General features: G+C 74.1%; 14 protein-coding genes. 8 read left to right on the top strand and 6 right to left on the bottom strand.

Annotated elements, in window-relative coordinates:
• Window positions 1-4: 4 nt before the first annotated feature.
• Together IG63_RS0102880 and msrA are read right to left on the bottom strand one after the other, a co-directional pair.
• Window positions 5-628: a hypothetical protein gene (locus IG63_RS0102880; RefSeq protein ID WP_030482877.1), complete on the bottom strand. Its 624-nt coding sequence runs from the start codon at window positions 626-628 to the stop codon at window positions 5-7.
• A 71-nt stretch (window positions 629-699) separates the two neighbouring features.
• Window positions 700-1,350 carry a peptide-methionine (S)-S-oxide reductase MsrA gene (gene msrA / locus IG63_RS0102875; RefSeq protein ID WP_051706101.1) on the bottom strand — a complete coding sequence of 217 codons (651 nt, stop codon included), beginning with the start codon at window positions 1,348-1,350 and terminating at the stop codon, window positions 700-702.
• 77 nt (window positions 1,351-1,427) lie between these two features.
• On the opposite strand from msrA, the gene IG63_RS0102870 reads away from it, so the two are divergent.
• Together IG63_RS0102870 and IG63_RS0102865 are read left to right on the top strand one after the other, a co-directional pair.
• The gene (locus IG63_RS0102870; protein WP_030482875.1) at window positions 1,428-2,612 is read left to right on the top strand and encodes a cystathionine gamma-synthase; all 1,185 of its coding nucleotides are present in this window, start codon (window positions 1,428-1,430) and stop codon (window positions 2,610-2,612) included.
• Entirely contained in the window at window positions 2,609-2,929 is a 321-nt protein-coding gene (locus IG63_RS0102865; protein WP_030482874.1) for a YidH family protein, read from the top strand. The genes IG63_RS0102870 and IG63_RS0102865 overlap by 4 nt, the downstream gene beginning before the upstream one ends.
• A 153-nt stretch (window positions 2,930-3,082) precedes the next feature.
• Here IG63_RS0102865 and glsA read toward each other — a convergent pair whose 3' ends face one another.
• Entirely contained in the window at window positions 3,083-4,900 is a 1,818-nt protein-coding gene (glsA, locus tag IG63_RS0102860; RefSeq protein ID WP_030482873.1) for a glutaminase A, read from the bottom strand.
• 43 nt (window positions 4,901-4,943) lie between these two features.
• On the opposite strand from glsA, the gene IG63_RS0102855 reads away from it, so the two are divergent.
• Both IG63_RS0102855 and ilvA read left to right on the top strand, forming a co-directional pair.
• Window positions 4,944-6,272, top strand: a complete 1,329-nt coding sequence (locus tag IG63_RS0102855) for an AI-2E family transporter (RefSeq protein WP_051706100.1) — start codon at window positions 4,944-4,946, stop codon at window positions 6,270-6,272.
• On the top strand, window positions 6,269-7,471 hold the full coding sequence (gene ilvA / locus IG63_RS0102850; RefSeq protein WP_030482871.1) for a threonine ammonia-lyase: 1,203 nt from the start codon (window positions 6,269-6,271) through the stop codon (window positions 7,469-7,471). Before IG63_RS0102855 ends, ilvA begins: the two co-directional genes overlap by 4 nt.
• A 15-nt stretch (window positions 7,472-7,486) precedes the next feature.
• On the opposite strand, the gene greA is transcribed toward ilvA, so the two are convergent.
• Together greA and IG63_RS0102840 are read right to left on the bottom strand one after the other, a co-directional pair.
• Window positions 7,487-7,981 (bottom strand): transcription elongation factor GreA, encoded by a 495-nt coding sequence (greA, locus tag IG63_RS0102845; RefSeq protein WP_030482870.1) that lies wholly within the window; start codon window positions 7,979-7,981, stop codon window positions 7,487-7,489.
• A 133-nt stretch (window positions 7,982-8,114) separates the two neighbouring features.
• Window positions 8,115-8,525, bottom strand: a complete 411-nt coding sequence (locus tag IG63_RS0102840) for a DUF4307 domain-containing protein (protein WP_169741750.1) — start codon at window positions 8,523-8,525, stop codon at window positions 8,115-8,117.
• Window positions 8,526-8,559: 34 nt separating this feature from the next.
• Here IG63_RS0102840 and mca point away from each other — a divergent pair, with 34 nt between their 5' ends.
• Window positions 8,560-9,441: a mycothiol conjugate amidase Mca gene (mca, locus tag IG63_RS0102835; protein WP_030482868.1), complete on the top strand. Its 882-nt coding sequence runs from the start codon at window positions 8,560-8,562 to the stop codon at window positions 9,439-9,441.
• Between the two features lie 34 nt (window positions 9,442-9,475).
• Window positions 9,476-9,730, top strand: coding sequence for a hypothetical protein (locus IG63_RS0102830; RefSeq protein WP_157210000.1), 255 nt, complete (start codon window positions 9,476-9,478; stop codon window positions 9,728-9,730).
• Window positions 9,731-9,750: 20 nt separating this feature from the next.
• Here the strand turns inward: IG63_RS0102830 and IG63_RS0102825 are convergent, their stop codons facing one another.
• Window positions 9,751-10,347: a class I SAM-dependent methyltransferase gene (locus IG63_RS0102825; RefSeq protein WP_030482866.1), complete on the bottom strand. Its 597-nt coding sequence runs from the start codon at window positions 10,345-10,347 to the stop codon at window positions 9,751-9,753.
• A 96-nt stretch (window positions 10,348-10,443) separates the two neighbouring features.
• Here IG63_RS0102825 and IG63_RS21970 point away from each other — a divergent pair, with 96 nt between their 5' ends.
• On the top strand, window positions 10,444-10,617 hold the full coding sequence (locus IG63_RS21970) for a CsbD family protein (RefSeq protein WP_084596543.1): 174 nt from the start codon (window positions 10,444-10,446) through the stop codon (window positions 10,615-10,617).
• A gap of 155 nt (window positions 10,618-10,772) precedes the next feature.
• Window positions 10,773-12,089 (top strand): Na+/H+ antiporter NhaA, encoded by a 1,317-nt coding sequence (gene nhaA, locus IG63_RS0102815; RefSeq protein WP_030482865.1) that lies wholly within the window; start codon window positions 10,773-10,775, stop codon window positions 12,087-12,089.
• The last annotated feature ends 1 nt before the right edge of the window (window position 12,090 follow it).

Below are 12,090 nucleotides of genomic sequence, written 5' to 3'. Positions count from 1 at the left end.
GGGCTCAGTCGACCGTCTCGACGTCGCCGCGCACGGCAGTCATCAGCGAGCGCAGCTGGTCGACCGTCCAGCCCTCGGTGGTCGTGAAGACCTGGCCGAAGCTGGTCGTGGTCGCCCAGATGCACAGCTGGGTCCCGGTGTCCTGCGAGGCGCACAGGCCCTGGGCGCCCTCGCCGGCCCCGACCCGCTCGACCTGCAGGCCGTTGCGCTCCGCGGTGGAGGCGGCCTGGTCGAGCAGCTGCTGGGGGTCGGTCTCGCCCTCGATGTCGACGCCCACGACGTTGACCGGCCCCGTGGGGCCGCGCTCCTCGTCGGCCTGGTCGTAGATGCCGAGCTGGGCGCGCGCCTGGCCGTCGAAGAGCGAGGCGAACTGCTGGGCGGCGGTGTCGAGCTCGCCGGACGCCCGCTGCTCCAGCGCCGCGTCGCGCGACATGCCGGCCACGGTGTCGGGCAGCGAGATGTCGCGCTCGGGCTCGCCGGTGAGCACGGTGAAGGCCACGAAGCCGGCGCCGAAGACGAGCGCGACGGCGACGACCGCGGCCACCACCTTGACCCACAGCGAATGGGCCGGGGAGCGGGGCTGGCCCTCGGGCTGGCCCTGGAGATGGTCGGGGTGAGGCTCGGTCATGGCCGTCAGTGTGCCGCAGCGCCGCCGGCCACCCCGAATCCTGTGCGCCGGCTCACGTCGGGCGCGGGGCGTCAGCCGCGGGGCACCGGCACCCCGGTGTTGCTGTGGCACCGGTAGCCGAAGGGGTTCTTCACCAGGTACTGCTGGTGCGGGTCCTCGGCGTAGTAGTACGGCGTCTCCTCGGCCGGGCGCAGCTCGGTGGTGATGGCGCCGTAGCCGCGCTTGTCGAGCTCGGCCTGGTAGCGCGCGACGACGTCCTCGGCCACCTGGCGCTGCTCGGGGGAGGCGTAGTAGATCGCGGAGCGGTACTGGGTGCCGACGTCGTTGCCCTGGCGCATGCCCTGGGTCGGGTCGTGGACCTCGAAGAAGGTCGCGACCAGGTCGGCGTAGGAGACCTGCGCGGGGTCGAAGACCACCCGCACGGCCTCGGTGTGGCCGGTGCGGCCCGAGCACACCTCCTCGTACGACGGGTGCGCGGTGTGGCCGCCGGCGTACCCGACCGACGTCGACCAGACGCCCGGGACCTGCCAGAAGACCTCCTCGGCACCCCAGAAGCAGCCCAGGCCGAAGAGCGCGACGTCGTACCCCTCGGGGACCTCGTCGGTGACGAGCGGTGCGTCGAGCACCCGGTGGCGCTCGGAGAGGGGGAACCAGCGCTCCTCGCGGCCGCGCAGGGCGTCCTCGGCGGTGGGCAGCTGGGTCTTGGCTCGGCTGAACAGCATGGTGGTCCTTCCTCGGGGCTCGCTGCTCCCAACGGTAGGCCGCGCCCGGGTGTTCCCGGACGAGTAGCCTCGCGAGGGTGACCGACGAGCACCTCGCCCAGGCCGGCTTCGAGACCCGCGCGATCCACGCGGGCTGGGAGCCGGACCCCAGCACCGGGTCGGTCATCCCGCCGATCTTCGCCACGTCGACCTACAAGCAGGACGGCGTCGGCGGGCTGCGCGGCGGCTACGAGTACAGCCGCTCGGGCAACCCCACCCGCACCGCGCTGGAGCAGACCCTGGCCGCGCTGGAGCAGGGGGAGCGGGCCTTCGCCTTCGCCTCCGGCCTGGCCGCGGAAGACACGCTGCTGCACGCCACCTGCGTGCCCGGCGACCACGTGGTGATCCCCGACGACGCCTACGGCGGCACCTTCCGGCTCGTCGACAAGGTCGCCACCCGCTGGGGACTGGAGTACGACGCCGCGCCGGTCAGCGACGTCGACGCCGTGCGGGCGGCGATCCGCCCCGGCCGCACCCGGCTGGTGTGGGTCGAGACCCCGACCAACCCGCTGCTCAACGTCGGCGACATCGAGGCGCTGGCCGCGGTGGCGCACGAGGCCGGCGCGCTGCTCGTCGTCGACAACACCTTCGCCTCCTCCTACCTGCAGCAGCCGCTGACGCTCGGCGCCGACGTGGTGGTCCACTCGACGACCAAGTACGCCGGGGGCCACTCCGACGTCGTCGGCGGCGCGCTCGTCGTCGGAGGCGCCTCGACGGGCTCCGGCGAGCTCGCGGAGGCGCTGGCCTTCCACCACAACGCGATCGGCGCGGTGGCCGGCCCCTTCGACGCCTGGCTGTCGCTGCGGGGGCTCAAGACGCTGGGGCTGCGGATGGACCGGCACTGCGACAACGCCGAGCTCGTCGTCGGCTTCCTCGCCGGCCACCCCGACGTCTCGCACGTCTACTACCCGGGGCTGGCCGACCACCCGGGCCACGAGGTGGCCTCGCGGCAGATGAGCCGCTTCGGCGGCATGGTCTCCTTCCGCGTCACGGGCGGGGAGCAGCAGGCGCTCGCGGTGTGCGAGCGCACCCGCGTCTTCACCCTCGGCGAGTCGCTCGGCGGCGTGGAGTCGCTGATCGAGCACCCCGGCAAGATGACCCACGCCAGCGTCGCGGGCACCCCGCTGGAGGTGCCCGGCGACCTGGTGCGGCTCTCGGTGGGCATCGAGACCGGCGACGACCTCCTGGCCGACCTCGACCGGGCCCTGGCGTCGCGCCCATGAGCGTGCCCGACCCCGACGTCCGCTTCTCGCTGGCCAACGAGCGCACCCTGCTGGCCTACCAGCGCACCGGGGTCGGCCTGCTCGCCGCCGCCGTGGCGGTCGCCCACTTCGTCGAGGGCCCGATGGCCGTGGTGCTGGCCGTCTGCTTCGTCGGCACCGCGGTGGTGTCGCTCTCCGCCGGCTACCGCCACTACGTGCGCACCGACCGCGCCATCCGCGCCGGCGAGCCGGCACCCCCCGGCGCTGCCGCCCACCTGCTCTCCCTCGGCCTGGCGATCTGCACCCTCGTCGTCGCCGTCTACATCATCACGGCCTGAGGTCGCGGGCCGGTCCGGTCGCAGACGCGCGGGCACAAGTCCGCCGGGCACCACCACATACCCGGACGACCCGGGCGCGATCCGTGACTTGTGCCCGCGCGTCTGCGAGATCCGCCGACCGCAGCACCGGCGGCGACGACGTACGCCGGGGGCTCAGCCCAGGGTGACCGAGGCGCGCAGGGCACGGTCGGCGACGCGGTAGCCGTCGTGCGTCATCGCCCGCCAGACCTCCACCGCCACCTCGGGACGCTCGGTAGTCAGCCGCTCGAGCGCGTCGGCGCCCAGGCGCAGCACCTCGAGGTCCCGCGAGGCGCGGATGCGGGTCTCCTGCACCCCGTCGGTGCCGAGCGCGAGCTCGCCGAAGGAGGTCCCGGGGTTCATCGTCACCAGCGTGCGGGGCTCGTCGTCGGGTCCGCCGGGGCCGTCGACGGTGGCCACGGCCTCGCCGCGCACGATCACGTGCACGCCGGCGAAGCTGCCGCCGGGCTCGAGCACCACCTCGCCCTCGGCGTAGGTCAGCCGCTCGAGCAGGCCGTCGACGACCTCGCGGGCGCCGGGGGAGAGGTCGCGCAGCAGCGGGTGCTCGGCGACGACCGCGTCGCCGTCGTCGGGGGCGTCCGGGTCGCGATCGCCGTGGCGGCGGACCAGCTCGTCCTCGGCCCAGACCACCGCGGCGACGAGGTCGGGGAAGACCGGGCTCGCCTCGCCGGTGCCGGCGTCGGGGTCGGGGAGGACCCCGTCGGGGTCGACGATGGCCGCCTCGGCCCCGGCCTCGCGCAGCGTCGTGCGCAGCCCGAGCAGGGTCTCCCGGGCGACCTGGGCGACGTCGTCGAGGCGGCGTACGTCGAAGACGGCGAGCTCGGGGTCGTCGGCCACCACCCGGCGGGCGACGTGCTCGGCCTCGGCGAAGAGCAGGTCGCCGTGCAGCTCGTAGACCCGCGCGCGGTCGCCGTGCGCCTCCAGCACGGCCTGGTCGTCCTCGGGGCGGCGGCGCCGCGAGGAGAGCCGCGAGAGCGGGTACGCCGCCCGCACCGCCGTGCGCGAGCTGCGGCCCACGTGCATCAGGTGCATCTCCATGTCGCGCGACATCCGCTCGCACAGCGTCACGCCGCGGGCGCTGTTGCCGTGGGCGTCGAGGCGGGGGGAGAAGACGGCGAGCCCCACCTGCCCGGGCAGCACCGCGATGATGCCGCCGCTCACCCCGCTCTTGGCGGGCATGCCGACGGCCGAGATCCAGTCGCCGGCGGCGTCGTACATGCCGCAGGTGGCCATCACGCTGAGCACGCGCTCGGTCGTGGGGCCGGAGAGCACCCGCTCGCCGGTCAGCGGCTGCACGCCGCCGTTGGCGAGGGTCGCGGCCATCCGGGCGAGGTCGACCGTGTCGACCTCGACCGAGCACTGCCGCACGTACTGCGCGAGCGTGTCCTCCGGGTCGCCCTCCAGCACGCGGAACTCCCGGAGCATGTGCGCGATGGCCCGGTTGCGGTGGGCGGTGGCCAGCTCGGAGTCGTGGATCGCCTCGTCGACCTCGAGCTCGCGCCCGGCGAAGCTGCCGTACCAGGCGAGCGTGCGGTCGAAGCGCTCCGCGCCGCTGCCGCCCGCCACCAGGGAGGCCGCGGTGATGGCGCCGGCGTTGATCATCGGGTTGCGCGGCCGCCCGGTGTCGCCGGCCAGGCTGATCTCGTTGAAGGCCTCGCCCGACGGCTCGACGTCGACCTTCTCGGCGACCGCCTCGGGGCCTTGGTCGGTCAGGGCGAGGGCGTAGGTGAAGGGCTTGGAGATCGACTGGATGCTGTAGCGCACGTCGGTGTCGCCGACCTCGTAGACGTGCCCGTCGACGGTCGCGAGGGCGAGCGCGAAGCGGTCGGGGTCGGCCGCGGCGAGCTCGGGGATGTAGTCCGCGACCGCGCCGTCGGTGTCGCCGCACTGGGCGACGATGTCCTCGAGGTACTGCTGCACGGGGTTGCGCATGCCGCCACCCTAGGGCGGGGTGCACACGCCCTAGGCTGACCGTGTGGCGACCCGAGCGCGTCTGATCGAGCGGCTCCGCAGCCGCGGCAGCCAGGTCCGCCGGGCGCGCGAGCAGGACGCCGCCCGGGCGGCGGAGCGCCACGAGCTGGAGACGCTGGAGCTCCGGGCCAGGATCGCGCAGCAGTGGGCCGAGACGCGGGCCGCCCGGCGTGCGGCCGACCTCCCGCTGGCGCTCGACCCCGGTCCCAGCAACCTGCGCCGCGCGCAGGTGCCGTACGGCGTCGACCTCGCGGCCGCCTGGGCGTGGCGCTTCCTCGTGATCGCCGCCGCCGGCGCGCTGATCCTCTGGCTGACCGGCTTCTTCATGGTCGTGGTGCTGCCGCTGGTGATCGCGCTGCTCCTCGCCGCCCTGGTCTCGCCGGTCGTCGCCCGGCTCCGTGGCTGGGGGCTGCCGCGCCAGCTGGCCTCGCTCGTCGTGGTCGGCGGCGGTCTCGGCGTGGTCGTGCTGCTGCTGACCTTCGTCGGCAGCTCGATCGTGGAGGGCGCGGCCGGCCTCAACGACCAGGTCGCAAATGGCCTCGGCCAGATCCGCTCCTGGCTGCGCGACGGTCCGCTCGGCATCACCGACTCGCAGATCAGCACGATGCTCTCGGAGGGCCAGCGCCAGCTCACCGCCTTCGGCGACGACGCGGTGGGGCGCGTCAGCGCGCTCAGCGAGACCGTCGGCCACGTCGTCGCCGGCGTCTTCATCGTGCTCTTCGCGACCTACTTCTTCCTCGCCGACGGTCCGTGGATCTGGGCCTGGCTGGTGCGGCTCTTCCCCCGGGCGGGCCGCACGCAGGCCGACACCTCGGGCCGGGTCGCCTGGCGCTCCCTGACCCAGTTCATCCGGGCCACGGTGGTGGTGGCGGCGGTCGACGCCGCGGGCATCGCGCTGGGCGCGGCGATCCTCGGCGTCCCCTTCGTGGGCGCCATCGCCGTGCTCGTCTTCCTCGGCGGCTTCGTGCCGCTGGTGGGCGCGGCCGTCAGCGGCGCGGTCGCCGTGCTGGTGGCGCTGGTCGCCCAGGGGCCGGTGACGGCGCTGATCATGCTCGCCGTCGTGGTCGGGGTGCAGCAGCTGGAGGCGCACGTGCTGCAGCCCTTCCTGATGGGCCGCTTCGTCGCGCTCCACCCGCTTGGCATCATCGTGGCCATCGCCATGGGCATCCTGGTCGCCGGCATCGCGGGCGCCCTCATCGCGGTCCCGCTCGCGGCGTCGGTCAACGCCGTGGTGCAGCACCTGGCCTCCGCGACCCGGATCGGGGAGGATCCGCTGGCGGCGGCGGCCCAGGACGACCTGCCGCCGGACCCGCAGGAGGAGGAGCCCGGATGAGCGTCACCATCGCCGACATCGAGGAGTGCCGCGAGGTCGTCACCCAGCTCGCGCTGCGCACCCCGATGGAGGGGTCGCGCTGGCTCACCTCGGTGGTGGGCGGCGAGGTGCGGCTGAAGTGCGAGAACCTGCAGCGCACCGGCTCCTTCAAGATCCGCGGCGCCTACCTGCGGCTCTCCCGGCTCTCGCCCGAGGAGCGGGCCCGCGGGGTCGTGGCGGCCTCGGCGGGCAACCACGCGCAGGGCGTCGCGCTGGCCGCCAAGGAGCTCGGGATGCGCGCCACCGTCTTCATGCCCGACGGCGCCCCCATCCCGAAGGCCAACGCCACCCGCGGCTACGGCGCCGACGTCCGCTTCCACGGCGAGTACCTGACCCAGGCGCTGGAGGCCGCCCGGGAGTACGCCGTCGAGACCGGCGCCGTCTTCATCCACCCCTTCGACCACCCCGACATCGTCACCGGCCAGGGCACCTGCGGCCTGGAGATCCTCGAGCAGGCGCCCCAGGTGCGCACGGTGCTGGTGCCCACCGGTGGCGGCGGGCTGCTGGCGGGGATCGCGCTGGCGGTCAAGGCGCTGCGCCCCGACGTCCACCTGGTGGGGGTGCAGGCCGAGGAGGCGGCGGCCTACCCCGAGTCGCTGCGCACCGGCGCGCCGGTGCAGCTGGAGCGGATGACCACCATGGCCGACGGCATCGCGGTCGCCAAGCCGGGCGACATCCCCTTCGCCGCCGTGCAGGAGCACGTCGACGAGGTCGTCACGGTCAGCGAGGACTCGCTCTCCCGCGCCCTGGTGCTGCTGCTCGAGCGGGCCAAGATGGTCGTGGAGCCCTCGGGTGCCGCGGCCGTCGCCGCCATCCTCGACGACCCGGGCCGCTTCGAGACCCCGGCCGTCGCGGTGCTCTCCGGCGGCAACGTCGACCCGCTGCTGCTGGGCAACCTGATCCGCCACGGCATGGCCGCGGGCGGGCGCTACCTCAACATCGGCTGCGTCATCCCCGACCGTCCCGGTGGGCTGGCGACGCTCCTGGCCGAGCTCGCCGGCCAGGGGGCCAACGTGCTGGAGGTCGCGCACGAGCGCACCTCGACCCGGTTGCACCTCGGCGAGGTGCAGGTGCAGCTGCAGCTGGAGACGCGCGGCCCCGACCACGCGGAGGCCGTGCTCGGGCGTCTGCGCGAGCTCGGCTTCCGGATCGTCGGCTGAGCCGACGGTGGCGGCTCAGCCCCGGTAGGGCACCGCGTCGACGATCTCGACCTGGAAGCTCTTGCCGTTGGGGGCCTCGTAGGCCACGGTGTCGCCCTTGCGGGCACCGTTGATCGCCTGGCCCATCGGCGACTGCGGCGAGAAGACGTCGATCTCCTCGCTCTCGTCGGCCATCTCCCGGGCGCCGAGGAGGAACTTCTTCTCCGAGCCGCCGAGCAGCACGGTGACGAACATGCCGGGCTCGACGACGCCGTCGTCGGCGGGCGTCTCGCCCACCTGGGCGCGGTCGAGCATGTCGGTGAGCTGGGCGATGCGGCCGTCGACCTTGCTGAGCTCGTCGCGGGCCGCGTGGTACCCGGCGTTCTCCTTCAGGTCGCCCTCGTCGCGGGCGTCGCTGACGCGCTTGACGATGTCGGCGCGGGTCTCGTTCTTGAGCGTGTCGAGCTCGGCCCGGAGCTCGTCGTACTTGGACTGCGTCAGCCAGACGGTGCCGGTGGTGGTCTCGGTCATCGAGTGACTCCTGTAGGGAGAGAGGTGCGTGTGGTGCGGCGGGCGGCACGGGGTGCCGCGCGGGCAAGTGGATGACACTACCAATGTCACCCGGGGCGTACCCAAATCTCGCGGACCCGCGATGGGCTCGTGATCAGCGCGGGCGCGACTGGCCGGGGGCGGTGCAGCCGACCATCTCGACGCTCGTGGCCTCGCGCTCGGTGCGCACCTCGACCTCGAGCCGCTGGGGCCCCTCGACGCCGGTGACCTGGAAGCTGCGCTCGCCCACGACGCTGCTGTCGGCGGCGCTGGCGCGCACCAGGCAGGAGGCCTCGACGTCGGGGTCGGCGAGGGTGACGGTGACCTGAGCGGTGGCGAGCTCGCCCGAGACCACGTCGTAGCCCTGCAGCTGCGACTGCGCCGCGGGGGTGCTCTCGAACCAGATCACCCACAGCAGCCAGGTGAGGGCGACCACCCCGACGATGCCGGACGCGACGACCACCCAGCGCCCGCGCTGCGACCGGCCGCGGCCGTACCGCTCGGCGAGCGGGTCCTGGGGGGTCACCTGCAGCATCCTCCCACCCGGGCGTGCTCCTACGATGGGCGGCATGCTGCGCCTGATGCACGTGCACGCGCACCCCGACGACGAGTCGAGCAAGGGTGCCGCGTCCACGGCGAAGTACGTCGCCGAGGGCGTCGACGTCCACGTGGTCACCTGCACCGGCGGGGAGCGGGGCTCGATCCTCAACCCCAAGATGGACCGGCCCGACGTGCTGGCCGACATCGCCGGGATCCGCAAGCGCGAGATGGAGGCGGCCCGCCAGATCCTCGGCGTCACCCAGGACTGGCTGGGCTTCGTCGACTCCGGCTGGCCCGAGGGCGACCCCAAGCCGCCGCTGCCCGAGGGGTGCTTCGGGCTGATGGACCCCGAGGTCGCGGCCGAGCCGCTGGTGCGCCTGATCCGGTCCTTCAAGCCGCACGTGCTCACGACGTACGACGAGAACGGCGGCTACCCCCACCCCGACCACATCATGTGCCACCGGGTGTCGATGGTGGCCTTCGAGGCGGCGGGCGACCCCGAGCGCTACCCCGACGCCGGCGAGCCCTGGCAGCCGCTGAAGCTCTACTACCACCACGGCTTCAACCGGCCCCGCACCCAGGCGCTGCACGACGCGATGCTCGCCCACGGCCTGGAGTCGCCGTACGCCGAGCGCCTCGAGGAGTGGAAGCCCGACCCGGCCCACGACGACCGCATCACCACGCGGGTGCCGTGCGCCGACTACTTCGGGGTGCGTGACCAGGCGCTGATCGCCCACGCGACGCAGATCGACCCCGACGGCCCGTGGTTCAGCGTGCCGCTGCAGGTGGCCCGGGAGGCCTGGCCGACCGAGGACTACGAGCTGGTCACCTCCCACGTGGAGAGCTCCCTGCCGGAGGACGACCTCTTCGCCGGCATCCGCGGACGCGACGACCTGGTCTGAGCCCGGGGCCGGGCCGCGAGGCACAATGGGTGGCATGGACCTCGTGCTGCTGCTCGCCTCCGCGGTCGACCCGGTGCCGGAGGCCGAGGACGTGCGCGCGGGCTGGGGCGCCTTCTGGCTCTTCGTGGCTCTCGTGGCGGCCACCGCGCTGCTGATGTGGAGCTTCGTCCGCCAGATCCGCAAGACCCGGGCCAACGCCGAGCGTGGCGTCTTCGGTCCCGTGGAGCGCCCCGAGGAGCCCACGGAGCGGGAGCACCGGGTCGAGCAGGACGGCGAGACCCGCGGCTGAGCCGCGATGGTCAGACGGGCTCAGCCGCGGTCGGCGACGACCACCACGTCGTACGCCGTGCCTGCCGGCCCGTGCCCGTCGGGCGCGACGACCTCACGGGTGACGCGCTCGGCGCGGTGCACCACGACCGGCAGGTCGGCGAGGTCGGCCAGCACGTCGTCGGCGGTGTAGAGCACCTCCGGGTCCCGCGGGCCCCCGGTGCCCTCGAGCAGGTTGCTGGCGTCGTGGGCGACGAGGAGCAGCCGGCCCCCGACGGCGAGCGCCTCCCACGCCCGGCGCAGCACCGTGCGGCGCTCCTCCGCCGTCAGCTGCAGGTAGGCCAGCAGCACCAGGTCGGCCTGCGTGGGCAGGGGCGCCGTGAGCACGTCGCCCACCTCCCAGGTGACCTCCGGGGCCGCCGCGCGGCCGCGGTCGACCGCCACGACCGAGAAGTCGACGGCGTGCACCCGCCAGCCCCGGCGTGCCAGCCAGACGGCGTTGCGGCCCTCGCCGCACGCCAGGTCGACGGCGAGTCCGGGCGACCGGTCGGCCAGCTCGGCCTCGACGAGCGCGTTGGGCCCGACGGACCAGACGCGCTGCGCGGCGGCGTACCGCGCGTCCCAGGCCTCGGCGTCCACGCGGCCACAGTACGGCGCGTCGCGGGGGAGTGAGGCGGGGCGGATCGGGAACTGCCGGGGGTGTAGGCACCTGACCCCACCAGAAGGGACACCACCATGGGACTCGCTGACAAGGCGAAGAACACCGCTGAGGACCTCAAGGGCAAGGCCAAGGAGGCGACAGGCGACGCCAAGGGCGACCGCGAGCTGCAGGCCGAGGGCAAGGCCGACCAGTCCAAGGCGTCGGCGAAGCAGGCCGGCGAGAACGTCAAGGACGTCTTCAAGGGCTGAGCCCCGCACTCCCGGAGGCCTTGACCGTCGTGCGACGGTCAAGGCCTTCGTCGTGCGTGACCCCGGTGCTGCGGTGGCCCGGCGTGGCCTAGGCTGACCGACGGTGTGCCGGGAAGTCTGGTCGGCGACGTCTTGACGACCCCCGAGGAGCACCAGTGGCAGACAAGAGCCGTGTCGTCTTCAGCCGGGGCTCCTGGCCGGAGGCGCGTCGCATCGCCGGCGTGCTGCGCAGCGAGACCCTCGGCGGTGGCCTGCTCATCGGCGCGGCCGCGGTGGCCCTCGTCGCGGCCAACATCGGCGGCGGGGCGTGGTACGCCGCCCTGCGCGACACGACCGTGGGCCCCTCGGCCCTGCACCTCGACCTCAGCCTCGGCACGTGGGCGGCCGACGGCCTGCTGGCGGTCTTCTTCTTCGTGGTCGGCCTCGAGCTCAAGCGCGAGTTCGTCGCCGGCGACCTGCGCGACCCCGCCCGCGCCGCCCTGCCCATCGCCGCCGCCGTCGGCGGCATGGTGGCCCCGGCGCTGATCTTCGTGCTGCTCAACCTGCGCACCGGCGACGGGGCGCTCAACGGCTGGGCGATCCCCACCGCCACCGACATCGCCTTCGCCCTCGCGGTGCTGGCCGTCATCGCCCACCACCTGCCGACGGCGCTGCGCACCTTCCTGCTGACCCTGGCCGTCGTCGACGACCTCCTGGCGGTGACGGTGATCGCGATCTTCTACACCGCCGACCTGCAGCCCCTCTACCTGCTCGCGGCGGCCGTGCCCCTCGGCGTCTTCGCCCTGCTGGTCCAGCGGCGGGTGCGCGCGGTCTGGCTGCTGGTGCCGCTGGCCCTGGCGTGCTGGTGGCTGGTGCACGAGTCGGGGGTGCACGCCACCGTCGCGGGGGTCCTGCTCGGCTTCACCGTCCCGGTGCTGCGCAGCCACGCGGCCGGTGGACCTGACGCCGGCCCGGGCCTGGCCGAGCACTTCGAGCACCTCGTGCGGCCGCTCTCGGCCGGCTTCTGCGTGCCCGTCTTCGCCTTCTTCGCCGCCGGCGTCACCATCGGCGGCCTCGACGGCCTGGTGGAGTCGCTCTCCGACCCCGTGGCCCTCGGCATCGTCGCGGGCCTGGTGCTCGGCAAGCCGATCGGGATCCTCGGCACCACGTGGGCGATGTCGCGCTTCACGCGCGCCAGCCTCGACCCCGGCCTGCGCTGGGTCGACGTGCTGGGCGTCTCGGTGCTGGCCGGCATCGGCTTCACGGTCTCGCTGCTCGTCGGCGACCTCGCCTACGGCGCCGGCAGCGAGCGCGACGACCACGTCAAGGTGGCCATCCTGACCGCCTCGCTCCTCGCCGCCGCGCTGGCCGGCGTCCTGCTGGGCCTGCGGGAGCGGGCCTACCGGCTGCTGCACGAGGCCGAGCAGGTCGACGCCGACGGCGACGGCGTGCCCGACGTGTACCAGCGCCCCACCCCCGGCGACGACGCGTAGC

The organism is Nocardioides aequoreus, from assembly GCF_000720335.1.
GTDB classification, from domain to species: Bacteria; Actinomycetota; Actinomycetes; order Propionibacteriales; family Nocardioidaceae; genus Marmoricola; species Marmoricola aequoreus.
The sequence above is the reverse complement of the archived record's forward strand: the minus strand, read 5'-3'. Positions and strand labels throughout refer to the sequence as shown.